25 protein-coding genes and 3 tRNA genes are annotated in these 25,313 nt (G+C 71.3%); 9 read left to right on the top strand and 19 right to left on the bottom strand.

Annotated elements, in window-relative coordinates; all coding sequences use genetic code 11:
• Positions 1 to 82 precede the first annotated feature (82 nt).
• The 5 genes from IEZ25_RS04425 (at position 83) to IEZ25_RS04405 (ending at position 5,017) form a co-directional block, all read left to right on the top strand.
• The gene (locus IEZ25_RS04425) at positions 83 to 880 is read left to right on the top strand and encodes an IclR family transcriptional regulator (protein WP_191198212.1); all 798 of its coding nucleotides are present in this window, start codon (positions 83 to 85) and stop codon (positions 878 to 880) included.
• Positions 877 to 1,542, top strand: coding sequence for a corrinoid protein (locus tag IEZ25_RS04420; RefSeq protein WP_191198211.1), 666 nt, complete (start codon positions 877 to 879; stop codon positions 1,540 to 1,542). Before IEZ25_RS04425 ends, IEZ25_RS04420 begins: the two co-directional genes overlap by 4 nt.
• Positions 1,542 to 2,423 (top strand): dihydropteroate synthase, encoded by an 882-nt coding sequence (locus tag IEZ25_RS04415; protein ID WP_191198210.1) that lies wholly within the window; start codon positions 1,542 to 1,544, stop codon positions 2,421 to 2,423. Before IEZ25_RS04420 ends, IEZ25_RS04415 begins: the two co-directional genes overlap by 1 nt.
• A gap of 7 nt (positions 2,424 to 2,430) precedes the next feature.
• The gene (locus tag IEZ25_RS04410; protein ID WP_191198209.1) at positions 2,431 to 4,419 is read left to right on the top strand and encodes an ASKHA domain-containing protein; all 1,989 of its coding nucleotides are present in this window, start codon (positions 2,431 to 2,433) and stop codon (positions 4,417 to 4,419) included.
• Between the two features lie 61 nt (positions 4,420 to 4,480).
• Positions 4,481 to 5,017 carry a DUF1638 domain-containing protein gene (locus tag IEZ25_RS04405; RefSeq protein ID WP_318152042.1) on the top strand — a complete coding sequence of 179 codons (537 nt, stop codon included), beginning with the start codon at positions 4,481 to 4,483 and terminating at the stop codon, positions 5,015 to 5,017.
• Between the two features lie 59 nt (positions 5,018 to 5,076).
• Here the strand turns inward: IEZ25_RS04405 and IEZ25_RS04400 are convergent, their stop codons facing one another.
• The 3 genes from IEZ25_RS04400 to rplJ all read right to left on the bottom strand — a co-directional run bounded on the left by IEZ25_RS04400 (position 5,077) and on the right by rplJ (position 7,221).
• A complete protein-coding gene (locus tag IEZ25_RS04400; protein WP_224748484.1) occupies positions 5,077 to 5,886 on the bottom strand; it encodes a methylenetetrahydrofolate reductase in 810 nt (269 codons plus the stop codon).
• Positions 5,887 to 6,089: 203 nt separating this feature from the next.
• Positions 6,090 to 6,482: a 50S ribosomal protein L7/L12 gene (gene rplL / locus IEZ25_RS04395; protein WP_191198206.1), complete on the bottom strand. Its 393-nt coding sequence runs from the start codon at positions 6,480 to 6,482 to the stop codon at positions 6,090 to 6,092.
• A gap of 79 nt (positions 6,483 to 6,561) precedes the next feature.
• The gene (gene rplJ, locus IEZ25_RS04390; RefSeq protein ID WP_191198205.1) at positions 6,562 to 7,221 is read right to left on the bottom strand and encodes a 50S ribosomal protein L10; all 660 of its coding nucleotides are present in this window, start codon (positions 7,219 to 7,221) and stop codon (positions 6,562 to 6,564) included.
• Between the two features lie 285 nt (positions 7,222 to 7,506).
• On the opposite strand from rplJ, the gene IEZ25_RS04385 reads away from it, so the two are divergent.
• Positions 7,507 to 8,496: a DnaB-like helicase C-terminal domain-containing protein gene (locus IEZ25_RS04385; protein WP_191198204.1), complete on the top strand. Its 990-nt coding sequence runs from the start codon at positions 7,507 to 7,509 to the stop codon at positions 8,494 to 8,496.
• Between the two features lie 47 nt (positions 8,497 to 8,543).
• Here the strand turns inward: IEZ25_RS04385 and IEZ25_RS04380 are convergent, their stop codons facing one another.
• The 6 genes from IEZ25_RS04380 to IEZ25_RS04355 all read right to left on the bottom strand — a co-directional run bounded on the left by IEZ25_RS04380 (position 8,544) and on the right by IEZ25_RS04355 (position 12,210).
• Positions 8,544 to 9,407 (bottom strand): hypothetical protein, encoded by an 864-nt coding sequence (locus IEZ25_RS04380; protein ID WP_191198203.1) that lies wholly within the window; start codon positions 9,405 to 9,407, stop codon positions 8,544 to 8,546.
• A 165-nt stretch (positions 9,408 to 9,572) separates the two neighbouring features.
• On the bottom strand, positions 9,573 to 10,295 hold the full coding sequence (gene rplA / locus IEZ25_RS04375; protein WP_191198202.1) for a 50S ribosomal protein L1: 723 nt from the start codon (positions 10,293 to 10,295) through the stop codon (positions 9,573 to 9,575).
• 91 nt (positions 10,296 to 10,386) lie between these two features.
• Positions 10,387 to 10,815: a 50S ribosomal protein L11 gene (gene rplK / locus IEZ25_RS04370; RefSeq protein WP_129478813.1), complete on the bottom strand. Its 429-nt coding sequence runs from the start codon at positions 10,813 to 10,815 to the stop codon at positions 10,387 to 10,389.
• A gap of 103 nt (positions 10,816 to 10,918) precedes the next feature.
• Positions 10,919 to 11,749, bottom strand: coding sequence for a transcription termination/antitermination protein NusG (gene nusG, locus IEZ25_RS04365; RefSeq protein ID WP_397183106.1), 831 nt, complete (start codon positions 11,747 to 11,749; stop codon positions 10,919 to 10,921).
• Positions 11,750 to 11,838: 89 nt separating this feature from the next.
• Positions 11,839 to 12,105 carry a preprotein translocase subunit SecE gene (secE, locus tag IEZ25_RS04360; protein ID WP_191198200.1) on the bottom strand — a complete coding sequence of 89 codons (267 nt, stop codon included), beginning with the start codon at positions 12,103 to 12,105 and terminating at the stop codon, positions 11,839 to 11,841.
• Positions 12,106 to 12,137: 32 nt separating this feature from the next.
• Positions 12,138 to 12,210 (bottom strand) — tRNA-Trp (locus tag IEZ25_RS04355).
• Positions 12,211 to 12,358: 148 nt separating this feature from the next.
• Between IEZ25_RS04355 and IEZ25_RS04350 the strand changes: the two genes are divergently transcribed.
• Positions 12,359 to 13,399: an adenosine deaminase gene (locus tag IEZ25_RS04350; RefSeq protein ID WP_191198199.1), complete on the top strand. Its 1,041-nt coding sequence runs from the start codon at positions 12,359 to 12,361 to the stop codon at positions 13,397 to 13,399.
• A gap of 56 nt (positions 13,400 to 13,455) precedes the next feature.
• Here IEZ25_RS04350 and IEZ25_RS04345 read toward each other — a convergent pair whose 3' ends face one another.
• The 10 genes from IEZ25_RS04345 to IEZ25_RS04300 form a co-directional block, all read right to left on the bottom strand.
• Entirely contained in the window at positions 13,456 to 14,505 is a 1,050-nt protein-coding gene (locus IEZ25_RS04345; protein WP_191198198.1) for a UDP-N-acetylmuramate dehydrogenase, read from the bottom strand.
• Positions 14,498 to 14,896, bottom strand: a complete 399-nt coding sequence (locus tag IEZ25_RS04340) for a MaoC/PaaZ C-terminal domain-containing protein (RefSeq protein WP_191198197.1) — start codon at positions 14,894 to 14,896, stop codon at positions 14,498 to 14,500. The genes IEZ25_RS04345 and IEZ25_RS04340 overlap by 8 nt, the downstream gene beginning before the upstream one ends.
• On the bottom strand, positions 14,893 to 15,291 hold the full coding sequence (locus tag IEZ25_RS04335) for an FAS1-like dehydratase domain-containing protein (protein WP_191198196.1): 399 nt from the start codon (positions 15,289 to 15,291) through the stop codon (positions 14,893 to 14,895). The genes IEZ25_RS04340 and IEZ25_RS04335 overlap by 4 nt, the downstream gene beginning before the upstream one ends.
• A 92-nt stretch (positions 15,292 to 15,383) precedes the next feature.
• Complete coding sequence (rpmG, locus tag IEZ25_RS04330; protein ID WP_090969093.1) at positions 15,384 to 15,554, bottom strand: 50S ribosomal protein L33; 171 nt, start codon at positions 15,552 to 15,554, stop codon at positions 15,384 to 15,386.
• 40 nt (positions 15,555 to 15,594) lie between these two features.
• Positions 15,595 to 15,671 (bottom strand) — tRNA-Met (locus tag IEZ25_RS04325).
• 36 nt (positions 15,672 to 15,707) lie between these two features.
• Positions 15,708 to 15,780, bottom strand: a tRNA-Thr gene (locus IEZ25_RS04320).
• A 58-nt stretch (positions 15,781 to 15,838) separates the two neighbouring features.
• Positions 15,839 to 17,254, bottom strand: coding sequence for an amidase (locus IEZ25_RS04315; RefSeq protein WP_191198195.1), 1,416 nt, complete (start codon positions 17,252 to 17,254; stop codon positions 15,839 to 15,841).
• A 22-nt stretch (positions 17,255 to 17,276) separates the two neighbouring features.
• Positions 17,277 to 17,858 carry a DNA-3-methyladenine glycosylase I gene (locus tag IEZ25_RS04310; protein WP_318152041.1) on the bottom strand — a complete coding sequence of 194 codons (582 nt, stop codon included), beginning with the start codon at positions 17,856 to 17,858 and terminating at the stop codon, positions 17,277 to 17,279.
• A gap of 5 nt (positions 17,859 to 17,863) precedes the next feature.
• Complete coding sequence (locus IEZ25_RS04305) at positions 17,864 to 18,805, bottom strand: pirin family protein (RefSeq protein ID WP_191198194.1); 942 nt, start codon at positions 18,803 to 18,805, stop codon at positions 17,864 to 17,866.
• A gap of 95 nt (positions 18,806 to 18,900) precedes the next feature.
• Positions 18,901 to 21,300: an FdhF/YdeP family oxidoreductase gene (locus IEZ25_RS04300; RefSeq protein WP_318152040.1), complete on the bottom strand. Its 2,400-nt coding sequence runs from the start codon at positions 21,298 to 21,300 to the stop codon at positions 18,901 to 18,903.
• A gap of 125 nt (positions 21,301 to 21,425) precedes the next feature.
• Here IEZ25_RS04300 and IEZ25_RS04295 point away from each other — a divergent pair, with 125 nt between their 5' ends.
• Together IEZ25_RS04295 and IEZ25_RS04290 are read left to right on the top strand one after the other, a co-directional pair.
• Positions 21,426 to 23,309 (top strand): ABC transporter transmembrane domain-containing protein, encoded by a 1,884-nt coding sequence (locus IEZ25_RS04295; protein WP_191198193.1) that lies wholly within the window; start codon positions 21,426 to 21,428, stop codon positions 23,307 to 23,309.
• Positions 23,306 to 25,228, top strand: coding sequence for an ABC transporter ATP-binding protein (locus IEZ25_RS04290; protein WP_191198192.1), 1,923 nt, complete (start codon positions 23,306 to 23,308; stop codon positions 25,226 to 25,228). The genes IEZ25_RS04295 and IEZ25_RS04290 overlap by 4 nt, the downstream gene beginning before the upstream one ends.
• Positions 25,229 to 25,313 lie beyond the last annotated feature (85 nt).

Genomic DNA, 25,313 nt, shown 5'->3' with positions numbered 1-25,313 from the left:
TGACGACGGCTTCTAGCCTCATGATGTGGAACCAAGGTTCCACATCATGGAACTCGTGGGAACCCCCAGACAAGGAGTCGTCGTGACCGACGCCGCCACCGGCACCCGGGCGCTGGACCGCGCCACGGACCTGGTCGCGACCGTGGTGCACGCCGACGAGCCGATGAGCTTCGCCGACCTGCAGGACGCGAGCGGTCTGGCGAAGTCCACGACCTCGCGCCTGCTGACCGCGCTGGAGCGCTCGGGTCTCCTGGAGCGCGACGCGTCGGGCTCCTACGTCGCCGGCCGCCTGTTCTGGCTCTACGCCGCCCGCCACGACCCGTGGGAGGAGCTGGTCCGGCTCGCCCGGCCGGTGATGGAGCAGATCGGCGAGGACACCGGCGAGACCGTGCACCTCAGCGTCTGCCGCGGCGAGCGCGTCGTGCAGGTGGCCCAGGTCGACTCGACCTTCCTCCTCGGCACCCGCGACTGGACCGACATCGAGGTGCCGATGCACTGCTCGGCGCTCGGCAAGGTGTTCCTGGCGTGGGACGCCGTCGAGCCGCCCGAGGGCGAGCTCGAGCAGGCCACGCCGGCCACGATCACCGATCGCGCCGCCCTGCGCCGCGACGGCGTACGCTCCCGCGAACGCGGCTGGGCGCTCACCAACGAAGAGCTCGAGATCGGCCTGTCGGGCCTCGCGGTCCCGGTCTTCGGCATCCACGGCGACGTCGTCGCCTCCCTGGGGATCTCCGGCCCCACCCCCCGGCTGGAGGACCGGCTCGACGAGCTCGGCCACCGACTGCTGGACCAGTCCACCGCGCTGTCGACCCTGCTGCGCGGCACATCCCCATCCCGCAACCCCCACAGAGACCCACGCACCCAGGAGGTGGTCGCATGACGCCCGAGGACATCCTCAAGGCCCTCTACGACGAGACGCTGACCGGCAACGCTCCTCGCGTGCTGGAGCTGACCGAGCAGGGCCTGACGCTCGACATGGAGCCGCAGACGCTGCTCTTCGACGCGCTGATCCCCTCCCTCGAGGAGGTCGGCGCGCGCTTCGAGCGCGGCGACTTCTTCGTCCCGGAGATGCTGATCGCCGGCCGGGCGATGGCGGGTGCGATGGAGCGCCTGCGGCCGCTGCTCGCCGAGACGGGCGTGCAGACCATCGGCAAGTTCCTCATGGGCACGGTCAAGGGCGACGTCCACGACATCGGCAAGAACCTGGTCAACATCATGCTCGAGGGTGCCGGCTTCGAGGTCATCGACCTCGGCGTCCAGGTCGCCCCGGAGAAGTTCGTCGCCGCGATCGACGAGCACCAGCCCGACATCGTCGGCTTCTCGGCGTTCCTCACCACGACGATGCCGATGTTCAAGGCCAACATGAACGCCCTCGAGAAGGCGGGCATGCGCAACGACGTGATCGTCATGGTCGGCGGCGCACCCGTGACCCAGGAGTACGCCGACGCGGTCGGCGCGGACGGCTACGCGGCCGACGCCTCCGCGACGGTGAAGGCGGCCAAGCGGCTGCTCGGCGAGAAGCGCGCGAAGGTGCTCGCCTGATGGCCGCGACCCCGCTGCAGACGGTCCTGCGCTCGGCGACCAAGGAGGTGGTCATCGGTCACGAGAACCGGTTCTGCCTCATCGGCGAGCGCATCAACCCCACCGGCAGGCGCATCTTCCAAGAGCAGCTCCGCGCGGGTGACTTCTCCGCGATCGAGCGCGACGTCAAGGCCCAGGTCGAGGCCGGCGCGGACGTCCTCGACATCAACATGGGCGTCCCGCTCACCGACGAGCCCGAGCTGCTGGCCAAGGCGATCACGATGGTCCAGGAGCTCACCGACCTGCCCATCTGCATCGACTCCTCGGTCGTCGAGGCGCTCGAGGCGGGCCTCTCGGTCTACCAGGGCCGTGCCCTGGTCAACTCGATCACCGCCGAGGACGACCGCATGGCCGCGATCCTGCCGCTGGTCAAGAAGTACGACGCCGCGATCATCGCGCTGCCCAACGACCACGACGAGATCCCGATGGAGGCCGACAAGCGCGTCGAGCTGACCGGCAAGATCATCCGCGTCGCCACCGAGGAGTACGGCATCGCCCAGGCCGACATCGTCATCGACCCGCTGGCCATGCCGATCGGCGCCGACACCGGCACCACGCTGGTGACCTTCGAGGTGATGCGCCGCATCCGCGACGACTTCGGGGTCAACATGACCTGCGGCGCCTCCAACGTCTCCTTCGGCATGCCCGGCCGTCACACGCTCAACGCCACCTGGCTGCCGATGGCGATGACCTCCGGACTCACCAGCGCGATCATGGACGCCCGCACGCCACAGGTCATCGAGGCGGTCAAGGCGGCCGACGTGTTCCTCGGCCACGACGACTGGGGCATGGCGTGGATCTCCGCGCACCGCGCCAAGCAGGCCGCGGAAGCCACCGCGTGACGCCGTCGTGAGCCAGCCTCCGGAGGGGCCCGACTTCTCGATCGCCGACGTGGCCCGTGAGGGCCTGATCGAGAGGCCGGGCACCGACCCCGCCCCGCACGACGGCACCGGCCGCGTCGACCTGTCCTTCACCGTGCACGCCAAGGCGGAGGGCGGGGCCGACGTGCCGCCGGCGCAGCGCAGCGTCCGCGTGCCGCCCGGCGTCACGGTCTTCGACGCCGCGTCGTGGAACGGCATCGCGATCGACTCCACGTGCGGCGGCCACGGCACCTGCCACAAGTGCAAGATCCAGATCACCTCCGACGTCGAGGTGCCCGTCACCCGCCACGACGCACGCACGTTCACCGCCGGCCAGCTCTCCGACGGCTGGCGGCTCGGCTGCCTGGTCCACGCCACCCGCGACCTCGCCGTCGAGGTGCCGCCGCTCACCACGCGGCCGAAGGCGGCGACCGTCGGCATCGGTCGCCAGGTGATCCTGCGACCGGCCCTGCAGAAGCGCTACGTCGAGCTCGACGAGGCGACGCTGTCCGACCAGCGCACCGACCTCGTCCGGCTCACCGACGCCATCGACGACCTCGAGCTGACCGCCGACCTCCACGTGCTGCGCCGGCTCTCGACGGTGCTGCGCGAGTCCGACTTCAAGGTCACCGCGGTGGTCGTCGACGAGGACCTCATCGACGTCGAGCCCGGCGACACCACGGCCGCCCGCTACGCCATCGCCTTCGACCTCGGCACCACCACCGTCGTCGGCACGCTCCTCGACGTCGGCACCGGCACCCCGATGGCCGTCACCTCGATGCTCAACGCGCAGCAGCCCTTCGGCGGCGACGTCATCACCCGGATCAGCGCCACGATGATGGACAAGGATGCCCTCGGCCGGCTCCAGGAGGCCGCCGGGCGCACGCTCGCCGAGCTCGCCGAGCAGGTGTGCCGCGAGGCCGGCGTGGACCCGGCCCACGTCTACGAGGTCGCGGTCGCGGGCAACGCCACCATGACCGCGCTCGCCCTCGGCATCGACCCCGAGCCACTCGGCGTCGCGCCCTTCGTGATGTCCGCGGCGCAGCCGCCCTCGGTGCTCGCCTCCGACATCGGGCTCAGCCTGCACCCCCGCGCCCGCGCGTTCTTCTTCCCCGCCCTCGGGGCCTACGTCGGCGGCGACATCGTCGCGGGAATGCTCGCGACCGGCATGGACCGCGACAAGCGCACCCGCCTCTTCATCGACGTCGGCACCAACTGCGAGATCGTGCTCAGCGACGGCGAGACCATCCTGTCCACGGCCGCCCCGGCCGGTCCGGCGTTCGAGGGTGGCGCCATCCGCTGCGGGATGCGCGCGGCCGACGGCGCCATCGAGGTGATCACCCTCGACCCGCACGCCGAGGGCGACGCCCCGGCGGTCACCCTCGGTGTGATCGGAGACGTCGAGCCCAAGGGCCTGTGCGGCTCGGGCCTCGTCGACGCCGTCGCCGAGCTCGTGAAGGTCGGCCTGCTCGACGCCAGTGGCCGGCTCGTGCCCGACGAGGACGCCAAGGAGATCGCGCCCGCCCTGGCAAACCGCCTGTCCCGCATCGGCGAGGAGCGCGTCTTCATCCTCCACCGACCCGCTCACGACACCGACCCGACCGAGTGCGTCTACCTCTCCCAGCGCGACGTCCGCGAGCTCCAGTTCGCCAAGGCGGCGATCTCCACCGGCTGGTCGCTGCTGCTCGAGGAGCTCGGCCTCGAGCACCGTGACGTGCAGCAGGTGCTGCTCGCCGGCTCGTTCGGCAGCTACCTCTCCCCCGCCTCGGCGGTCCGGATCGGCCTGGTTCCCCAGCTGCCGGTGCTGCGCATCGTGGCCGCGGGCAACGTCGCCGGGGAGGGCGCCAAGATGGCGCTGCTGTCGGTGCGCGAGCGGGCAGGCGCGCTGGCCCTGCTGGAGGAGGTGACCTATGTCGAGCTCTCGGACCGTCCCGACTTCAACGACGCCTTCGTCGACCAGCTCGGCTTCAAGGCCTGACCGCGCCGGTCGCACCGCGCTCATCGCCTGCGGCGCCATCGCCCAGCCCGCGGCGGCCGTCGTGGACCGCCACGCCTGGCCCGTCGACGTACACCCCCTCCCGCCGCTGCTCCACAACCACCCCGACCGGATCGCCGCCGAGGTGCGCGAGCTGGCCACCCGCCTCGCCACGTCCTACGGCCGCGTCGTCATCGGCTATGCCGACTGCGGCACCTACGGCGCGCTCGACGAGGCGTGCCGCGACCTCGGCGTCGCGCGGCTGCCGGGCCTGCACTGCTACGACGTGTACGCCGGCCCGTCCCGCCTCGAGAGGTTCTTCGACGAGCAGCCGGGCACCTACCTGCTGACCGACTTCCTCGTGCGCTCCTTCGCCCGCACGGTGATCCAGGAGATGGGCCTGGACCGCTACCCCGAGCTGCGCGACACCTACTTCGGCAACTACACCCGGGTCGTGTGGCTGGCGCAGGCGCCCGACGCCGAGCTGCGCGACCTCGCCGAGCAGGCAGCGGCCAGCATCGGGCTGCCGCTCACCGTCGTCGAGACCGGCGACCACGGGCTCGAGGCCGCGATCGCCGACCTCGTCGCACCGGCTGTCTAGGGTCGGTCCGGTCGGTCCGGAGCCCGGATGGCGACCACGGCGTCCCGAGGTACGCGGGATCAGGTGCGCAGACGCTCCAGCATGTCGACCCGCCAGGCCTCGGTCTCGGCGATCTGGTTGAACGTGAAGACGTGGAGACCCTCCACGAGCGCGTTGTCCTCGCCGAGCGCGGGCGCGCACTTCTCCAGGAAGCTCTCGCCGGTGAAGCCGCCGGGAGCCGCGAGCCGGGCGAAGAGGCCCTTGTTCTTGGCGAGGAACTTGGTCGACTCGCCCACCCCGATCTTCGTCGCCATGCCCAGGAGCTTCGTGCGTTCGACCGGACCGGGGATGCCGAGGAGGAGCGGCATGGTCACCCCGCGTGCTCGCAGCCGGTGCAGCCAGTCCTTCACGACGGCGGGGTCGAAGGTCAGGTTGCTGACGATGTGGGTGGCGTAGCGGCGCTTGTCCCACATGGACTGCACGGTGAGGTCGTCGTGGATCGTGGGGTGCGACTCCGGGTAGCCGGTGATCCCGACGTGGGAGAAGGGTGACCCGAGGGCCTTGAGGTCCTCCAGCAGCGCCAGCGCGTCGGGGTAGTCGCCTGCCGCCTCGGCGTCGCCGCCGGGCACGAAGACGCTGGTGATCCCCTTGCCGCAGAGCCGGTCGACGATCTCGGCGAGCTCGCTGCGACCGGTCACCATCCGCGCCGCGATGTGCGGGACCGCGACGTAGCCATGGCCGGCCAGCCGCTCGGCGAGGTCGAACGTGGCGTCGAGGCCCTTGGCGGGCGATGCCGTCACCGTGATCGGGCGGTCGCGCGGGACGTGCGCGAGCACCTTGTCCTCGGTGGTGGCCGTGGGCAGCACCTCGTAGCGAGCGTTCTCGAGCATGCGGACCAACGTGACAGCGGTCTTCTTGTTGCGCATAGTGCAACCCATTTCGTTATACGCATCCGGGTGGCCCTACTGTAGTGCGTCCACCGCCGTCGCGACAGGGGTCCTCCGCCCCGAAATCACTCGGACACGCCACGCGAAATAGCACGAGGGGCGGCCACCTCTCGGTGACCGCCCCTCGTGGCGCGACTAGCGGATCGTCACTTGACGGTGACGGTGGCGCCGGCGGCCTCGAGGGCCTCCTTGGCCTTGTCCGCAGCAGCCTTGTCGACGCTCTCGAGGATCGTCTTGGGCGCGGCCTCGACGAGGTCCTTGGCCTCCTTCAGACCGAGGGAGGTCAGGGCGCGCACCTCCTTGATGACGTTGATCTTCTTGTCGCCGGCGGCCTCGAGGACGACCTCGAAGTCGCTCTTCTCCTCGGCGGCCTCGGCGCCACCAGCGGCACCACCGGCGGCCGGGGCGGCGGCCACGGCGACGGGGGCAGCGGCGGTCACGCCGAAGGTGTCCTCGAACTGCTTCACGAACTCGGAGAGCTCGATGAGGGTCATCTCCTTGAAGGCGTCAAGGAGCTCGTCGGTGCTGAGCTTCGCCATGATGGCAAACCTTTCGTCTGTGGCGCGGTCGCGGTGTGCGGCTGCGCCGGGGTTTCAGGTGGTGTACGTCGGCCTGGGCTCAGGCGTCGGTGGACTCGGCGGCCGTGTCGGCTGCCTCGTCGGTCGCCTCGGGCGCGGCGGTCTCCTCCGAGGAGGCGGCCTCCTCGACCGGGGCGTCCTCGGCAGCGGCCGGCGTGCCGGCACCACCTGCGAGGATCGAGGGGTCCTGCTCGGCCTTGGCCTGCAGCGCACCCGCGAGACGGGCGGCCTGGGCGATCGGCGCGTTGAGCAGGTAGACGGCCTGGGAGAGGCTCGCGAGCATCGCGCCCGCCAGCTTGCCCATGAGCACGTCGCGCGACTCGAGGTCGGCCAGCTTGGCCACCTCGGCAGCGTCGAGCGGCTTGCCGTCCAGGACTCCACCCTTGATCACAAGGGCGGGGTTCGCCTTGGCAAAGTCACGCAGACCCTTCGCTGCCTCGACCACGTCACCATCGATGAAGGCGATGGCGGTGGGGCCGGTCAGCAGGTCGTCGAAGCCTTCGATGCCCACCTCGGTGGCGGCGATCTTGGCCAGCGTGTTCTTGACCACGGCATAGTTGGCGTTCTCGCCGAGGGCGCGCCGCAGGTCCTGCAGCTGCTTCACGGTGAGCCCGCGGTACTCGGTCAGTACAGCGCCGGCGGAGTCGTTGAAGGACTCAACGATCTCTGCGACGGCGGCAGTCTTGTCTGCCCGCGCCATGGGTCTCCTTCCGGGGTTGACCACCGGTGTCGGGCCCGCAGACGACGAACGCCCTGAGCACAGGCTCAGGGCGTGGACGATCTTCGATCGCTTGCTCTGTCGCCTGCGCCGGCCGTTCGCTGCTGCGAACCTTCGGTCACGGGCGTGGAGCTCGTGACAACCTGCGGTCTCTGGTTTCAGGTGGGGACACTACGCGGGCGCACGCGGGCCGCACAAATCGGCGAGGCAGCCACCGGGATCCCGCATTCGGCTGCCGCAGCGGCGCCGGGCTGGTTCCATGGTCCGGTGGATCACCAGCTCATGACCGTGGGGGCCTCCCTGGCCCGCAGCGACGAACGCATGCTCACCGGACGCAACGCCGCGGGCCGGGTCTGGAAGACCGGCTTTGGCGGCCTCGACCCGCTGATCGGCGGAGGCATGCGTGCCGGGTCGCTGCTCCTGCTGGCCGGCCCGCAGGGGCTGGGCAAGTCGACGTTCGCCCTGCAGGTGGCGCGCAACAACGCCGCCACCGGACGTCCGGTCATCTACTTCTCCTACGAGCACGACGCCGAGGACATCACCCAGAAGCTGCTGGCCATGGAGGCGGGCGAGCTCGACGAGTCCGACCAGGTGCGGGTCAACAGCATCCGCTCGATCTTCGACGACCTCTGGGTGAGCTCGCTCGAACGCCGCCTGGACTCGGTGCCGAGCGGGACCGAGGCGCTGGAGCGGCTCACGCACTACTCCGAGATGCTGTTCGTGCACCGCTCCACCGGCACCCGCACCGACCTGGCCGCCATCCAGGCCGCGATCACCGCGGTGCGCGAGGTGGCCGGGACGACGCCCCTGGTGGTCGTCGACTACCTCCAGAAGGTGAAGTCGTCGCACGCCGACGCAGAGGCACGCTCCACCGAGATCGTGGAGGGGCTCAAGGACCTCGCGATCGACATCGCCGCACCCGTGCTCGCCATCGCCGCCGCCGAGAAGGACGCCCTGCGCTCCGGCAAGCGGATGCGCGCCAGCGACCTCCGCGGCTCGAGCGCGCTGGCGTACGAGGCCGACGTGGTCCTGGTGCTCAACAACAAGTTCGACATCGTCGCGCGCCACCACCTGACCTACGACCTCAGCAACGCCGAGCGGTTCAAGGACTACGCCGTGCTGACGGTGGAGAAGAACCGGTTCGGCCGCGACGGCGTCGTGCTGCAGTTCCGCACCCGCTTCGACCAGGGCCGCTACGAGCCCGAGGGCGCCGAGGTCAAGGAGCAGCTGATCGACGAGCGCGTCTTCCGGGACTGAGGTCTCTCGAAGACGCGCTCGCGACCGCTCGCGACCGCTCGCGGGCCTCAGGCGCCCGGGACGTCCTCGGTGACCTGGTCGGCCGGCGGAGCCTCGATCTCGACGTCGGTGCCGAAGTCGGAGTACGTGCCCTCGCTGGTCTGGCTGGTGGGCTGGCCGCCGCCGACCGCCGGGATCTCGAGGCTCTGGGAGAACTTGCGCGGCAGGTTGTCGCCGTCGACCCACATCTCGGTCACCAGCTCGTCGGGGAGCATGTCGGCCATCGCGGCCGGGAAGCCCATGGCGCTGACGTACTTCGTCGGGTCGAGGGTGATCCGGTAGTGGTTGGCCTCGACCCCGTCGACGTCCTCGGACCCGACGAGCTCGAGCTTCTTGGGCTCCTCCATCGCCTTGAACATGACCTCGGGGTCGGTGGCCTTGCCGATCATGCCGAACAGCGAGTTCGGGTCGCTCAGGTCGATCTTGAGCCACTTGTCGCCCGTGCCGAGGTCGTCGGACTTGAGGTACATCTCCTGGCCGAGCAGGATCAGCTCCATGGCCTGGGGGCCGGTGCTCGACGCCTTCATCTCGATGCCGCCGTCGGTGAAGCGGGCCTGGCCCGCCATGTCCTGCGACTGGCCCGCGGACTCGGAGGAGGTCGTGAAGTTGAAGGTCTCGGCCTCGCGCATCGCGTCCATGACCGCGGGGTAGAAGTCGCCGGCCGACAGCTCGGTGAGGGAGGCGGCGGGCTCCTCGCTCGCGCTGGGGTCCTCGGTGGGCTCGTCGGTGCTCGCATCGGTGCTGTCGTCGGACGCCGAGCTCGAGGACTCCGAGGAGCCGGAGTCGTCGCTGCTGCACGAGGCGACGCCGACACCGACAGTCAGGACCAGGGCTGCGGTGCCGAGGCGACGGGCGAGGGAGGGGACGCGCATGGTGGATCTCCTGGTGACGACGATGGTGAGCCGGACTGGCGGCGCGGGCGGGTGCCCGGGGCCTTCATACCCGATGGTTCCACAGCGAAACGACCATCAGGTGGATGACGCACGACGGTCCGGCCGTCCCGAAGGACGACCGGACCGTGGCGGTGCGTACGGGGATCAGGCCTCGACGGCCTCGTCCTCGGACGCGACGTTCTTGACGCGGTTGGGGTCGACCTGGATGCCGGGGCCCATCGTCGTGGAGACGGTGACCTTCTTGATGTAGCGGCCCTTGGAGCTGGCCGGCTTGAGACGCAGCACCTCTTCGAGCGCGGCGGCGTAGTTCTCCGCGAGCTGGGCCTCGGAGAACGAGGCCTTGCCGATGATGAAGTGCAGGTTGGAGTGGCGGTCGACGCGGAACTCGATCTTGCCGCCCTTGATGTCCGTCACGGCCTTGGCGACGTCGGGGGTCACCGTGCCGGTCTTCGGGTTCGGCATGAGGGAGCGGGGGCCGAGGACGCGACCGAGGCGACCGACCTTGCCCATCATGTCGGGGGTGGCGACGACGGCGTCGAAGTCCAACCAGCCGCCGGCGACCTTCTCGATCAGCTCGTCGCCACCGACGAACTCGGCGCCGGCCTCACGGGCCGCCTCGGCCTTGTCGGCGTTGGCGAACACGAGGACGCGGGCGGTCTTGCCGGTGCCGTGCGGGAGGTTGACGGTGCCGCGGACCATCTGGTCGGCCTTGCGCGGGTCGACACCCAGGCGCATGACGACGTCGAGGGTCTCGTCGAACTTCTTCTTCGAGCCACCCTTGGCGATCTTGATGGCGGCGAGGGGGGCGAAGATCTCGTTCTGGTCGAACGCTTCGGCCGCCGCGCGGTAGGTCTTGCTGCGCTGCATGGTCTTCTCGTTTCTCTGGTGCGAAGTGTGTGGTTTAAGGCGAGCCAGCGCGGCTCTCCCACATTCGGTGCAAGTTGTCGAGCGAGCTCGCTCAGTCGGTCGTGACGCCCATCGAGCGCGCGGTGCCCTCGACGATCTTCATGGCCGCGTCGAGGTCGTTGGCGTTGAGGTCGGGGAGCTTGGTCGTCGCGATCTCGCGGACCTGGTCCTTGGTCAGCTTGCCGACCTTCTCCTTGTGCGGGACGCCCGAGCCCTTCGACAGGCCGGCGGCCTTCTTGATCAGCTCGGCGGCCGGAGGGGTCTTGGTGATGAAGTCGAACGTGCGGTCCTCGTAGATGGTGATCTCGACGGGAATGACGTTGCCGCGCATGGACTCGGTCTGGGCGTTGTAGGCCTTGCAGAAGTCCATGATGTTGACGCCGTGCGGACCGAGGGCCGTACCGACCGGCGGGGCCGGGGTGGCCGAACCGGCCTGCAGCTGCACCTTGACCAGTGCGGCGATCTTCTTCTTGGGAGGCATTGCCTTCTTCTTTCTCTCGTGTGGTCATGACGAGGGCACCTGCCCTCTGCCACGGGATGTCGCTACTGCATTGTCCGCCCGCAGAGCGGGTGGACGGAAATCGTCAGACCTTTTGGATCTGGCTGAAGCTGAGCTCGACCGGGGTCTCGCGGCCGAAGATCTCGACGAGCGCCTTGACCCGCTGCGACTCGGCGTTGATCTCGGTGATGGTCGCGTGGAGCGTGGCGAAGGGGCCGTCGACCACCATGACCGAGTCGGAGACGTCGAAGTCGGCGACCTCGACCGGCTTGCGCGGAGTGGTGGAGGAGCCCTTCTCGCCCGACGCGGCGGCCTCGGCCTCGGCGACGGCCACGACGGCCGGGGCGAGCATGTCCTCGACCTCGCTCATGCTCAGCGGCACGGGCTGGTGGCTGTGGCCCACGAAGCCGGTGACCGACGGCGTGTGGCGCACGGCGGACCAGGACTCGTCGGTGAGGTCCATGCGGACCAGGACGTAGCCGGGCAGGACGGTGCGGGTGACCATCTTGCGCTGGCCGTTCTTGATCTCCGCGACCTCCTCGGTGGGGACCACGATCTCGTGGATGTAGTCCTCCATGTTGAGGGAGATGATGCGGTTCTCGAGGTTGTGCTTGACCCGCTTCTCCATGCCGGAGTAGGTGTGCACCACGAACCAGTCACCCGGCTTGGCCCACAGCTCGCGACGGAAGGCCTCCAGCGGGTCGTTCTCCTCGGCGGACTCCTCGGAGTCCTCGTCGGTCGCGGAGTCCTCGTCGGTCGCGGAGTCCTCGAGCGCGTCGGAGACGACGTCGTCGGTGTCCGACACCTCGTCGACCTGGTCGTCGGCGACCTCGACGGTCGTCTCGTCCTCGAAGGACTCCTCGACCTGATCGTCGACCTGGTCCTCGACCTGGTCCACGTCGTTGTTCTCAGACACGTTCACTCCGTACGTCGTTGCTGGGTCCGGTCACCTGACCGGGGCCGGGACCACCCGGCGCTCACGGGCAGCGGTGGCTGCCCGGTTGGTCACTGCGTGGTGCCGCCGCCGGCGAAGACCTGGAAGACCAGCTTGCCGAACGCGAGGTCCAGGACGGTCACCAGAGCCATCATCACGAGCACGAAGACCATCACCACGAAGAAGTAGGTGACCAGCTGCGGCTGGGTCGGCCAGACCACCTTGCGGAGCTCGGCCACCACCTGGCGCAGGAAGGTGGCCGGGGTGGTGCGACCGCGGTCGTCACCGCGCGAGTCGCGCCGGTCCTGAACCGCGTTGCCGTCCGCCACGTCGTCCACCTTCTCGTCGTTGTTGTGTGCAGTGCTGCTCGCAGGGCACGAGGGACTTGAACCCCCAACCTTCGGTTTTGGAGACCGATGCTCTGCCAGTTGAGCTAGTGCCCTTCGGTGGTCGATCCCCATCGCTGGGGGCATGCCGAAGCATCTGGCGAAACCACCAATCCGGAAGCATACGGGGCGGATCCAGCCCCAGTCGAACCGAGGCGTCGTACCCGGTCCTGCTGACGACGGGCGCCCACCTACGATGCCACGCATGGTGCGCGTGGAGACCGACAGGACCGAGCGGCACCGCGAGGTCTCCTCGCTGCCGAAGGCGCACCTCCATCTGCACTTCACCGGATCGATGCGGCACGGCACGCTGCTCGAGCTCGCCGAGCGCGACCAGATCGTGCTTCCCGACTCGCTCGTCGAGGACTGGCCGCCGCAGCTGAGCGCCGCGGACGAGAAGGGCTGGTTCCGCTTCCAGCGCCTCTACGACGTGGCGCGCTCGGTGCTGCGCACGCCCGACGACGTACGCCGCCTGGTGCTCGAGGCGGCCGAGGACGACGTGCGCGACGGGGGCCGGTGGCTGGAGATCCAGGTGGACCCGAGCGGCTATGCCGCCCGGTTCGGCGGGATCACCGAGTTCACCGACCTGGTGCTCGACTGCGTGCGCGACGCCTCCGAGCGCACCGGGCTGGGGATGGCCGTCGTGATCGCGGCCAACCGCACCCGGCACCCGCTCGACGCGCGCACGCTGGCCCGCCTCGCCGCGCAGTACGCCGGGCGCGGTGTGGTCGGCTTCGGGCTGTCCAACGACGAGCGCCGCGGTCGCACCGAGGACTTCGAGGGCGCCTTCCGGATCGCCGAGCGGGCCGACCTCCTGCTGGTCCCGCACGGTGGCGAGCTGCGCGGCCCCGACCACGTCCGGGCGTGCCTGGACACCCTCGGCGCGCAGCGGCTCGGCCACGGGGTCCGCAGCGCCGAGGACCCCGAGCTGCTCGACCGCCTCGTCTCCCGCGGCGTGGCGCTCGAGGTGTGTCCGGTCTCCAACGTCTCGCTCGGCGTCTACTCCGACCTCACCTCGGTCCCCCTGCCGCAGCTGCTGGCCGCGGGGGCGACGGTGGCGCTGGGCGCCGACGACCCGCTGCTGTTCGGCTCACGGCTGGCCGGTCAGTACGCCACGATGCGCGCGGCCCACGACCTCGACGACGCCACCCTCGCCCGGCTCGCGGAGATGTCCTTCGAGGCCTCGCAGGCGCCCTCCGACGTGGTCGCCGCAGCGAAGCGCGACATCGCCGCCTGGCTCGGGTAGTCCCCTACGGTCTGGACGCCCGTCGTCGTCGTCAGACGTGGGGGACCACCGAGAGGTCAGAGGGAGCAGCCGACGGTGACCGGCTCGTTGACCAGCCGGACCCCGAAGCGCTGCTCGACGCCGTCGCGCACCTCGCGGGCGAGGGTCAGCAGCTCCTCGGTCGTGGCGCCACCGCGGTTGGTGAGCGCGAGGGTGTGCTTGGTCGACAGCCCGACCCGCTCCCCCGCCGACGCGCTGACGTAGGCCTTGCCGAAGCCGGCCTGCTCGATCAGCCAGGCGGCGCTGGACTTCAGCGTCCCGTCGGGCTGCTCCCAGCGCGGCGCGTCCGCCGGCAGGGCGGCGGCCTGCTCGGGCGTGAGGAGCGGGTTGGTGAAGAACGAGCCGGCGCTCCAGGTGTCGTGGTCGTCCGCGTCGAGGACCATCCCCTTGCGGGCCCGGAGGTCGAGCACCGCGGCGCGGACGTCGGCGAGCGGCGCGCGCTGCCCCTCGACGATCCCGAGCGCCCGGGCCAGCTCGGCGTACGCCACCGGGGCGCCCAGCGTCCCCTGGCGGAGCTGGAAGGTGACGTCGAGGACGACGTGGCGACCGGGGTCGGCCTTGAACCGGCTCGAGCGGTAGCCGAACTGGCACTCGCTGGCGGCGAAGCTGCGCACCCCGCGCAGCACCCGGTCCCACACCCGGACGCGGGCGATGGTCTGGGAGACGTCCTGGCCGTAGGCGCCGACGTTCTGGATCGGGGTCGCGCCCGTCGAGCCGGGGATGCCGGACAGGGCCTCGACGCCGATCCAGCCGCGGTCGACGGCGTGCGCGACGACGTCGTCCCACACCTCGCCGGCGGCGACGGTGACCGTCGCGCCGGAGCAGGACGGGTCTCCGGAGTCGTCCACGTCGGCGGCGATGCCACGGGTGGCGACCTCGACGACCGTGCCCGGGAAGCCGGCGTCGGAGACCACGAGGTTCGAGCCGCCGCCGAGGACGAGCACCGGCTCGCCACGATCGTCGGCCTCGCCGACGGCGGCCACCAGCTCCTCCTCGGAGGTCGCGGTGACCCAGCGCCCGGCCGCGCCCCCGAGCCGGAGGGTGGTGCGCTCGCGCAGGTCAGGCACGCACGACTGCCTTGGGCATGCCGAGCACCTTCTGGCCCTCGCAGGTGACCTCGAGCGCGAGGGTGGTGAGTCCGTCGGCGACCGACTTCACGCTGCCGCCGACGACGATCTCGGCGCCGCCCTCGGCGGGCACGACGACGGGGCTGGTGAACTTCGCACCCAGGTCGACGACCTCGGCGCCGCCGGTCCACTCCGCGACGGCGCGGCCGACCAGGGCGAGGGTGTACATGCCGTGCGCGATGACGCCGGGCAGGCCGACGCTGCGGGCGACCTCCTCGTCCTGGTGGATCGGGTTGTGGTCCCCGCTCGCGTCGGCGTACGCCACGAGGTCGGCGCGGGTGACGGTGAACGTCTTCGGCTCGAGCGCGGCACCGGCCGCCAGGGCGCTCATGCCGCGCCGCCCGCGGAGTGCACGAGCGTGGCCTTGCCGGTGCAGACGACCGCGCCGGTGGCGTCGGTGATCTCGCTGGCGGTGGCGATGATGTCGGCGCCACCGATCTGGCGCAGGCCGGTGACGGTGAGCGTCGCGCGGAGCTCGTCTCCCGCGGCCAGCGGGCGGGCGTAGGCGAAGCGCTGCTCGCCGTGGACGATGCGGTGCAGATCGATCTGCTCGGCGTCGAGGAACGCCGTCATCGCGTCGAAGGCGAGCACGATCGGGAAGGTCGGGGGCACGTCACCACCGGGGTGGCCGACGGCGGCGGCGAAGGCGCCGACGCGTTCGGGGGTGACGGTCAGGGGCGCCGGTGCAGGGAACTGACGCCCCACCAGCGAGGGGTCGACGGGCATGTCACGACCCTAGCCGGGCGCGAGCAACGAGCCGGGAAGCACGACGACCCGTCCGATGACTCGGACGGGTCGGGGTGCGAGGAAGAACAGCGTCAGCGGGTCTCGCGGTGCGCGGTGTGGTTGCGGCAGCGCGGGCAGAACTTCTTGAGCTCGATCCGGTCGGGATCGTTGCGACGGTTCTTCTTGGTGATGTAGTTGCGCTCCTTGCACTCCGTGCACGCGAGCGTGATCTTGGGGCGAACGTCAGAAGACTTGCTGGCCATGGGAGAACCTTTTCGTTGCAGGTGGTGCGGAGTGAGGTGGTGGTAGCGGGGGCGGGACTCGAACCCGCGACACCACGATTATGAGCCGTGTGCTCTAACCACCTGAGCTACCCCGCCGCGGAGGAAGGACGACCCGGAGGTGGTCCGATCCAGAGCCCCTTTACGGAATCGAACCGTAGACCTTCTCCTTACCATGGAGACGCTCTGCCGACTGAGCTAAAGGGGCAACGACGGAGAACGATACACACGGCCTGCCACGATGGAAAATCGGATGCCGATCGCGCTCATCCGGCCTGCTCGCCCCCCTGGATCCGGGGCCAGCCGATGGCCTCCTCGAGCTCGTGGGCCAGGCCCAGGAGACGCGCTTCGCGACCCGCTCCGGCACCCAGCATCATCCCCTGCGGGAGCCCGCTCGCCGTGGTGGCGAGGGGCAGCGAGATGGCCGGCTCGCCGGTCGCGTTCTGCAGCGGCGTGAAGGCGACCCAGTCCATCAGCCGGCCCATGATCTCGTCGTAGTCCTGGTCCGGGCGCAGGTGCCCGACGAGCGGCGTCTCGGTCGCCAGTGTCGGCGTCAGCGTGATGTCGTACGACGCCCGGTGGCGCGCCGCGACGCGGGCCGATCCGCGCAGGACCGCGATCGAGATGGGCATCCGGTGCAGGTTGCGCGCAGCGTGCCGGGCGAGCCCGAGCGTGAGGTTGTCGAGCCTGCCCGCGTCCCAGCTGGGGCCGAAGTCCTTCGCGCCACGGCGGGTGATGACCAGCGCGAGCAGTGACCAGAACCGCACGAAGTGCTCGGGGAAGCTGGCCGGGACGGGGTTGTCGATCTCCTCGACGTGGTGGCCGAGCGACTCCAGCAGGGACGCGGTGGCCAGCGTCAGCTCGCGGACCTCGGGGCTGGGCTCGCGGCCGATCCCCTGGGTGACGACGGCGATGCGCAGCCGGGCGCGGCTGGGGCGGGTGACGTCGCCGACGGGCGCGAGCACGGGGTTGCGCCAGACCTTCTCGGCCTCGCGGTAGAACGCGGCGGTGTCGCGGACGGTGCGGGTGAGGACGCCGTCGGAGACGATCCGCACCGGCATGTCGCGCATCATCCGGTCCTGCGCCAGCCGGCCGCGGGTGGGCTTGAGGCCGACCAGCCCGTTGACCGCGGCGGGGATGCGGATCGAGCCACCACCGTCGTTGGCGTGCGCGATCGGGACGGCTCCCGCGGCCACCAGGGCCGCGGAGCCGGCGGACGAGGCGCCGGCGTAGTGCTCGGGGCTCCACGGCGAGCGCACCGGTCCGAGGCGCACGTGGTCGGCCGCTCCGGAGAAGCCGAACTCCGAGAGCTGGGTCTTGCCGAGCGGCAGCAGCCCGAGGCTGCGATACATCCGCGCGAAGTCGCCGTCCTGGCCGGCCGGTCGCGCCGTGAACGCGTCCGACCCGTGCTGCGTCGGCATGCCGGCGACGTCGACGTTGTCCTTGACGAACGTGGGAACCCCCGAGAAGAACCCCGCCCGCGGGTGGCGGGCCTCGTCGCGCGCGCGGTCCCAGGCGGCGTACGCCACCGCGCCCAGCGCCGCGTCGACCTGCTCGGTGCGGGCGATGGCCGCCTCCACCAGCTCGGGGACCGACACCGACCCCGCCCGGAGCGCAGCCACCAGACCGGTCGCGTCGAGGTCGGCGAGGGCGTCGTCGGAGAAGCAGTGCACGCGCGTCATCAGGCGAGGCTAGGGCGCGACCTCAGGCGGCACAACCGCGGCGGTGACAGTCCTCGAGGTGGTCGTCGACGAGGCCGATCGCCTCCATCAGGGCGTACATCGTGGTGGGTCCGACGTGGGCGAAGCCGGCCTTCTTGAGCGCCTTCGACAGGGCGAGCGACTCCGCCGAGGCGGTCGGCACGTCGTCGGTGGTGCGCGGGGCCGGCCCGGGCTCGGGCCGGAACGACCAGATGAGGTCCTCGAGCCCGCCCTGCTCACGGAGCGCGACGGTGGCGCGGGCGTTGGTGATCGCGGCCTCGACCTTGCGGCGGTTGCGCACGATGCCGGTGTCGGCCATCAGCCGCTCGACGTCGCCCGGGCCGTAGGCCGCGACGGTGTCGGCGTCGAAGCCGGCGAAGGCGGCCCGGAAGCTCTCCCGCTTGTTGAGGATCGTCAGCCACGAGAGCCCGGACTGGAAGGCCTCCAGCGTCAGCCGCTCGAGGTGCGCCGCCTCGCCGTCGACGCGCAGGCCCCACTCGGTGTCGTGGTAGTCGATGTAGACCGCGCTGCTCGCCCCCCAGGGGCAGCGCGCGAGTCCGTCGTCGCCGACCACGGGTCCGGACACGGCACTCAGCGTCGCAGCTTGAGCCGGACGTTGGGCAGCTCCGGCGCGGGGATGGGGGGCAGGTCGAGGTCGACGAGGCCGAAGCGGCCGATCGCCACCTCGGTGCCCGAGTCGACGACCTCGCCGTCGGCGGTGATCTGCTGCTGCCACTCCTCGCGGAAGCCGGCGATCTCCTCGTGCGTGCGGCCGATGAAGTTCCACCACATGACGATCTCCTCGCCGAACGGCGGTCCGCCGAGCAGGAGCAGCCGACTCTCCTCGAGGGCGGTGACGGTCAAGGTGGCACGGCCGGACGGGACGTAGGTCAGGTCGCTCGGCTTGATCTGCTCGCCCTCGACCTCGAGGTTGCCGACGTCGAGCAGCACCCCGTGCTCGAAGGACTCCTCGACCTCGATGTCGAGGGTCCTGCCGGGCGCGAGCATGACCTCGGCGCCCAGCAGGGGGGTGTGGGTCACGACGGGCGAGGTGGCGCCGAACGCGGACCCGATGAAGACCCGGGCCTCCCAGCCGGGGCCGCGCACCGGCGGTGGCGCGAAGTGCTCGAAGCGCGGCTCGGTGTGGCGGCTGTCGTCAGGCAGCGCGATCCAGAGCTGCGCGCCGTGCAGGACCGTCGTGTCGGTGGTGGAGACCTCGGTGTGGCTGATGCCGCGCCCCGCGGTCATGAGGTTGAGCTCACCGGGCCGGACCGTCGCCAGGCTGCCGACCGAGTCGCGGTGCTCGAGCTCGCCGCCGAAGAGCCAGCTGGCCGTCTGCAGGCCCGTGTGCGGGTGGGCGGGCAGCACCATCCCGCCGGTCTCGTCGACGTCGTCGGGCCCGTAGTGGTCGACGAAGCACCACGCGCCGATCAGCGAGCGGTGACGTTGCGGGAGCGTGCGTCGTACGCGCATGGCCCGGGGACCGCCCAGCGGGACCTCGCGCGAGGTGAGCACGTCGACCTGCGGTGTCATCGCGGCCACCGTACCGAACGCGGCGAACCCGCGGGACGGAGTCGCCGAGCCGGCTCATCGGCCGGAGACGACCGTCACGCGCTCAGCTCAGGTGCTCAGCTCAGGTGCTCGGGCCGTACGTCGTCGCGACCCGCGCCGCCGCTGTCGCTCGCCTGTCCCCCGCCTGCCCAGGTGCCGCGCTCGGCGAGGCGCACCACGAGCGACTTGGAGGCCGGGGTCCGGCTGCCCTCGGCCATGTGGTCGAGCGGGACGAGCGGGTTGGTCTCGGGGTAGTAGGCGGCCGCGCAGCCCCGGGGCTGGTCGTAGCCGACGATGCGGAAGTCGCGGGCGACCCGCTCGCTGTGGTCGCCGGTGCGCGGGTCGGTCCACTCCCCCACGAGGTCGACGACGTCACCCTCGGACCAGCCGAGCGCGGTGATGTCGTCAGGGTGCACGAAGACGACCCGACGACCGTTCTTGATGCCGCGGTAGCGGTCGTCGAGGCCGTAGATGGTGGTGTTGAACTGGTCGTGGGAGCGCAGGGTCTGCAGCAGCAGCCGCCCCTCGGGGACCTGCAGCACGTCGATCGGCGTGACGCTGATGACCGCCCGCTCGGACTCGGTGGTGAAGGTGCGGCTGTCGCGGGGCGGGTGCGGGAGCACGAAGCCGCCGGGGGTGTCGACGCGGCTGTCGTAGTCCTGGCAGCCGGGGACGACCCGGGCGATGCGGCGGCGGATCTCGGTGTAGTCCGCGCGCAGCTCGGCCCACGGCACCACGTGGTCGGCGCCCAGGGTGGCCAGGGCGGTCGAGCAGACGATGTCGACCTCGGAGCGCAGGTGCTCCGAGGCGGGCTTGAGCGGACCCTTCGAGGCGTGCACGGCCGACATCGAGTCCTCGACGGTCACCCGCTGCTCGCGACCCCCCGTCATGTCCTTCTCGCTGCGACCGAGCGCCGGGAGGATCAGCGCCTCGCCGCCGGTGACCACGTGCGAGCGGTTGAGCTTGGTGGAGACCTGGACCGTCAGCGCGGCGTTGCGCATGGCGGCCTCGGTCACCTCGGTGTCGGGGGTCGCGCCGATGAAGTTGCCGCCCATCGCGAAGAAGACCCGCGCCTCGCCGTCCTTGAGGGCGTGGATGGCCGCGACCGTGTCGTGGCCGTGCTCGCGCGGCGAGGTGATCGAGAACTCCGCGTCGAGGCGGTCGAGGAAGTGGTCGGGCACCCGCTCCCAGATGCCCATCGTGCGGTCACCCTGGACGTTGGAGTGCCCGCGCACGGGGCACACGCCGGCGCCCGGCTTGCCGATGTTGCCCTGCAGGAGCGCGAGGTTGACGATCTCCTTGATCGTGCCGACGGCGTTGCGGTGCTGGGTGATGCCCATCGCCCAGCAGGTGACGGTGGCGTCGGAGTCGCGGAAGTAGGTGGCGGCCTCGGTGATCTGGGCGCGGCTCAGGCCGGTGGCCGCCTCCACCTGGTCCCAGTCGAGGTCGGCCAGGTGGGCGACGTAGTCCTCCAGGCCGGTGGTGTAGGTCTCGAGGAACTCGTGGTCGAGGGCGTCCCACTCGACGAGCAGGTGTCCGATCGCCTGGAGCAGGGCGAGGTCGCCGTTGATCCGCACCGGCAGGTGCAGGTCGGACAGGGCGGTGCCGCCGCCCACCACGCCCTTGGCGTGCTGGGGGTTCTTGAAGCGGACCAGCCCGGCCTCCTGCAGAGGGTTGATCGAGATGATCTTCGCCCCGTTGTTTTTCGCCTCCTCGAGCGCGCTGAGCATCCGCGGGTGGTTGGTGCCGGGGTTCTGCCCCATCACGACCAGGAGCTTGGCCCGGTGGATGTCCTCGAGGCTGACCGAGCCCTTGCCGATGCCGATCGTCTCGACGAGCGCGGTGCCGCTGGACTCGTGGCACATGTTCGAGCAGTCAGGCATGTTGTTGGTGCCGAAGGACCGGACGAACAGCTGGAAGGCGAACGCCGCCTCGTTCGACACCTTGCCGGAGGTGTAGAACACGGCCTGGTCGGGGTCGTCGAGGGCGTTGAGGTGGCGACCGACCGTCGCGAAGGCGTCGTCCCACGAGATCGGCTCGTAGTGCGTGGCACCTGCTCGCAGCACCATCGGCTCGGTGATCCGCCCCTGCTTGCCGAGCCAGTACTCCGACTTGTCGGCGAGGTCGGCCAGGGAGTGGCGAGCGAAGAAGTCGCGGTCGAGCAGCTCCTTGGTGGCCTCCTCGGCGACCGCCTTGGCACCGTTCTCGCAGAACTCGGCCGCGTGCCGGTGGCCCGCGGCAGGGTCGGGCCACGCGCAGCCCTGGCAGTCGAAGCCGTCGACCTGGTTGAGCTTGAGCAGCGTCTGAGCGGTGCGGACCGGTCCCATCTGACCCACTGCCCGGCGCATCGCGACGGCCACGGCCGTCACGCCCGCCGCGGCGTGGGGCGCGCCGTCCACCTTCGGGTGGTCCTCGACGGGGTCGATCTCCGGGACACCTCGGAGCCGGTCGGTCACCTTCTTCTTCAGTCGCGTCACCCGGACATCCTGCCTCGTCGACCCTCGTGGAGGAACCGCCCGTCGGGTGCTGCGCGGACGTGGGCCACGTGACGTCGTTAATGCGTGGTGCCGGACGTGTGCGACGCCTAGGGTCTCTCCACGACATGCAGGACTTCCCACCCCGGGTCGCGACGTTCTTCACCGGGACCGACGACGCCCCCTCCCCGGACCCCGACACCCGGTCGCCCCTGGCGTTCCTGAGGTGGATCCTGCGGCAGCAGACGGCCCTCCTCGCGGTCTCGTCGCTGTGCTACGCCCTGTGGTTCCTGCCCATGACGCTGGGACCGTGGATCTTCGGTCGCGCCGTGGACCAGGGCATCGTCGGTGGCTCGACGACCGCGCTCCTGGGGTGGGCGGCGCTGCTCCTCGGCGTCGTCGTGGTCGGTGGGGTCTTCGGCGTCGTGTCGCACACCCTCGTCGTCCGCAGCTGGCTCGTCGGTCTCTACGGCACTCTCGAGATGGTCACCCGCAAGGCGGCGCAGATGGGCCACGTGCTGCCCCGTCGCTCGCCCACCGGCGAGGTGCTGAGCGTGGCCTCGAGCGACTCCGACGAGTTCGGTGCCCTCACCGAGGTCCTGGCCCGCACCATCGGCCAGCTGGCGTCCTACCTCACCGTGGCGTTCATCGTGCTGACCATGTCGTGGCAGCTCGGCCTGCTCACGCTGGTGGCGGCGCCACTGATCCTCGGCGTCGCGCTGCCCCTGCTGCGCCCGCTCCACCGCCGGCAGGAGGTCGAGCGCTCGCGCACCTCGGACCTGACGTCGCTGGCGACCGACATCGTCGCCGGGCTGCGGATCCTGCGCGGCATCGGCGGCGAGCAGACCTTCGGCGCCAACTACGACCGTCAGTCCCAGTCGGCCAAGCGGGCCGGGGTGGCGGCCGGGATCTGGCAGGCGGTCGTCGAGGCCGTCGGCGTGCTGCTGTCGGGGCTCTTCCTGGTGGCGCTGGTCTGGCTGGGCGCCCGCGAGGTCGAGTCGGGCGAGCTCAGCGTCGGCGAGCTCATCACGTTCCTGGGCTACGGCCTGTTCATGGTCGGCCCGATCCGCACCTTCTTCGAGTTCGCGCAGAAGGGCGTCCGGTCGCTGGTCAGCGCGCGCAAGGCCGTCGCGATCTTCGAGCAGCGCGCCCCCTGGCGCGACCCGTCGGAGCCGGTCGCCCTCGACGGCACCGCGAGCCTCGTCGACTCCGCCAGCGGCCTCACCGTCAGGCCCGGCATCCTCACCGTGGTCGTCAGCGCCGTGCCCGAGCAGAGCGCCGCCCTGGCCGACCGGCTGGGCCGCTACCTGCCCGCCGACACCGACCCGGTCCCGGCCGAGGACGACGAGGACGCGCGCGGCCGGGCCGCTCGACGCGCCCGCACCGAGCGGGCCCGGGAGCGCGCCCGCATCGCCGCCCTCGACGAGGAGCGCGCCACCCGCGAGTGGGGCGTCACGATCGGCGGCGTCGACCTCGCATCGGCGAGCCTCGCCGAGGTGCGCCGCACCGTCCTGGTCAGCGACACCGGCAGCCAGCTGTTCGCCGGCACCCTCCAGGACGCGATCGACCCCCACGGCCGGCTCGACCGCGAGCAGGCCGAGCACGCGCTGCGGGTCGCCAACGCCGAGGACGTCTACGACGCGCTGCCGGAGGGGTGGCAGGGCCAGCTCGACGAGCGCGGACGCGGGCTCTCCGGCGGGCAGCGCCAGCGGGTCGTCCTGGCGCGGGCGGTCGCGGCCGACGCGCCGGTCCTGGTGCTGGTCGAACCGACCTCGGCGGTCGACGCGCACACCGAGGCCCGGATCGCCGAGCGCGTCGCCGAGACCCGACGGGGCCGCACCACCCTCGTCACGACCGTGTCCCCCCTGTGGCTGCACCACGCCGACCGGGTCGTGCTCCTGCGCGACGGCACGGTCGTGGCCGAGGGGCGCCACGCCGACCTCCTCACCGGCAACGACGACTACCGGCACGTGGTCGCGCGCGCCCTCGACGACGAGGAGGCCGTGCGATGACCGACCTGCTGGCCTCCTCGGCGCAGACCTGGCGCGACCGGTCCGCGGACCCGCCGGTGATCCCCGACGAGCTGCGCCCACCCGCGCACGCCGGGGCGCGCGAGCGCAACCGGGCGCTGTGGCAGCGCCACGACCTGCGCCGCCAGCGGGCGGAGGACGTCTACGCCGCCTCGCGCAACCCGGTGCGCGGCTGGCCGGTCTCCGGCAACCGTGCCGTGCTGGCGTTCTTCGGCGACCTGGTGCGCCGCAGCAGGGGCACGTTCGTGCTGCTCATCGCCCTCAACGCGCTCGCGGCGGCGTCCGCCCTCGTGGTGCCGCGACTGCTCGGCGCGCTCGTCAACCGGGTGGAGGCCCAGGGCGCGGTCGTCGAGGGGCTCGACGGGCTGGCCCTCGCCGTGGTGGGCGTCGTGGTGCTGCAGGCCCTGTTCACCTTCGGCGCCCAGCGCACCTCGACCTACTTCGGCCAGGACCTCCTCGCCTCCGCCCGTGAGTACATCGTCGGCACGATCCTGCGCCTCCCGGTGGGCCGGGTCGAGGGCGCGAGCACCGGCGACCTCGTCACCCGCGTGACCCGCGACGTCGGCACGATGGCCCGCTCGGTGCAGTGGGGCGTCCCGCGGCTGCTGATCTCCCTGTCGACCGTCGTCCTCTCGGTCGTCGCGATGCTGCTCAACTCGCTCGTGCTCGCGGTGCCGGCGCTGCTGGTCTTCTCCCTCTGCACGCCCGCGGTCCGCACCTACCTGCGGCGCGCGCCCAGGGCGTACATCACCGAGGGTGCGACGTACTCCCGCATCAACACCACCCTCACCGAGACGGTCGAGGGCGCACGCACCGTCGAGGCGCTCGGCCTGTCCGGCAGCCGGGTGCGGGCCGGCGAGGACGACATCGAGGTGTCCGCGCAGGCCGAGCGCTACAGCATGACCCTGCGCAACGTCCTCTTCGCGGCCCTCAACGGTGCCTTCCAGGTGCCGCAGGTCGTCACGCTCGTGGTCGGCGCCTACGGCTACAGCCGCGGCTGGGTCGACCTGGGCCAGATCACCGCCGCGATGCTGTACGTCGTCGCGCTGGGCGAGCCCCTCGACGCCGTGATCGGCGAGGTCGATCGTCTCCAGGTCGGCGCCGCCTCGACCAGCCGGCTGCTCGGCATCGCCGAGGTGCCGCCCGACCGGGAGGCCGGCGACCGGCTGCCCGCCGGGGTGGAGCTGGTGGGCGAGGACCTCCGCTTCGCCTACCGGGAGGGCCACGACGTGCTCCACGGCGTCGACCTGCGGCTGCGCACGGGCGAGCGGCTCGCTGTCGTGGGCCCGAGCGGCTCGGGCAAGTCGACGCTCGGCCGGCTCCTGTCCGGCATCAACCGGCCGCGCACCGGCACCGCCCGGGTGGGGGGTGTCGACCTGGTCGACCTGCCCCTGGAGGTGCTGCGCACCGAGGTCGCGCTGGTCACCCAGGAGCACCACGTCTTCATCGGGACGATCCGCGACAACGTCGTGCTGGCCCGCGAGGACTCCACCGACGACGCGGTGCGTCAGGCCCTCGCCGCCGTGGGCGCGCTCGCCTGGGTCGAGCGGCTGCCCGACGGGATCGGGACCACGATCGGCTCGGGCCGTCAGGCGCTGACCCCGGCGCAGGCCCAGCAGGTCGCGCTCGCCCGGCTGATCATCGCCGACCCGCACACCCTCGTCCTCGACGAGGCCACCTCCCTGATCGACCCCCGCACCGCGCGCACGCTCGAGGGCTCGATGAACAGCCTCCTCGCGGGCCGCACCGTCGTGGCCATCGCGCACCGGCTGCACACCGCCCACGACGCCGACCGCATCGCCGTCGTGATCGACGGGCGCATCGTCGAGCTGGACAGCCACGACGAGCTCATCGCGCTCGACGGCGAGTACGCCGGCCTCTGGCGGGCCTGGACCTCCTGACGGTCCACGGGTCGACCGCGGGCCACCCCCGCGCCCCCTGTGGGGTGGTCCGCATCAGATTTCCGGTCGGATGGCCTAACCCACC

It is taken from the genome of Nocardioides hwasunensis (assembly GCF_014779665.1).
In the GTDB taxonomy this organism is placed as follows: Bacteria; Actinomycetota; Actinomycetes; order Propionibacteriales; family Nocardioidaceae; genus Nocardioides; species Nocardioides hwasunensis.
Note: the sequence above shows the minus strand (reverse complement) of the source record. Positions and strands in the feature narration are given on the sequence as shown.

Bases quoted from the DNA above. Each gene is read 5' to 3' on its own strand.
- IEZ25_RS04420 (WP_191198211.1), top strand. From the start codon at position 877: ATGACGCCCGAGGACATCCTCAAGGCCCTCTACGACGAGACGCTGACC.
- IEZ25_RS04415 (WP_191198210.1), top strand. From the start codon at position 1,542: ATGGCCGCGACCCCGCTGCAGACGGTCCTGCGCTCGGCGACCAAGGAG.
- IEZ25_RS04400 (WP_224748484.1), bottom strand. From the start codon at position 5,886: ATGCTCGAGAACGCTCGCTACGAGGTGCTGCCCACGGCCACCACCGAG.
- rplL (WP_191198206.1), bottom strand. From the start codon at position 6,482: ATGGCGAAGCTCAGCACCGACGAGCTCCTTGACGCCTTCAAGGAGATG.
- rplJ (WP_191198205.1), bottom strand. From the start codon at position 7,221: ATGGCGCGGGCAGACAAGACTGCCGCCGTCGCAGAGATCGTTGAGTCC.
- IEZ25_RS04380 (WP_191198203.1), bottom strand. From the start codon at position 9,407: ATGCGCGTCCCCTCCCTCGCCCGTCGCCTCGGCACCGCAGCCCTGGTC.
- rplA (WP_191198202.1), bottom strand. From the start codon at position 10,295: ATGCAGCGCAGCAAGACCTACCGCGCGGCGGCCGAAGCGTTCGACCAG.
- rplK (WP_129478813.1), bottom strand. From the start codon at position 10,815: ATGCCTCCCAAGAAGAAGATCGCCGCACTGGTCAAGGTGCAGCTGCAG.
- IEZ25_RS04350 (WP_191198199.1), top strand. From the start codon at position 12,359: ATGGTGCGCGTGGAGACCGACAGGACCGAGCGGCACCGCGAGGTCTCC.
- IEZ25_RS04340 (WP_191198197.1), bottom strand. From the start codon at position 14,896: ATGAGCGCCCTGGCGGCCGGTGCCGCGCTCGAGCCGAAGACGTTCACC.
- IEZ25_RS04335 (WP_191198196.1), bottom strand. From the start codon at position 15,291: ATGCCCGTCGACCCCTCGCTGGTGGGGCGTCAGTTCCCTGCACCGGCG.
- rpmG (WP_090969093.1), bottom strand. From the start codon at position 15,554: ATGGCCAGCAAGTCTTCTGACGTTCGCCCCAAGATCACGCTCGCGTGC.
- IEZ25_RS04315 (WP_191198195.1), bottom strand. From the start codon at position 17,254: ATGACGCGCGTGCACTGCTTCTCCGACGACGCCCTCGCCGACCTCGAC.
- IEZ25_RS04305 (WP_191198194.1), bottom strand. From the start codon at position 18,805: ATGACACCGCAGGTCGACGTGCTCACCTCGCGCGAGGTCCCGCTGGGC.
- IEZ25_RS04295 (WP_191198193.1), top strand. From the start codon at position 21,426: ATGCAGGACTTCCCACCCCGGGTCGCGACGTTCTTCACCGGGACCGAC.
- IEZ25_RS04290 (WP_191198192.1), top strand. From the start codon at position 23,306: ATGACCGACCTGCTGGCCTCCTCGGCGCAGACCTGGCGCGACCGGTCC.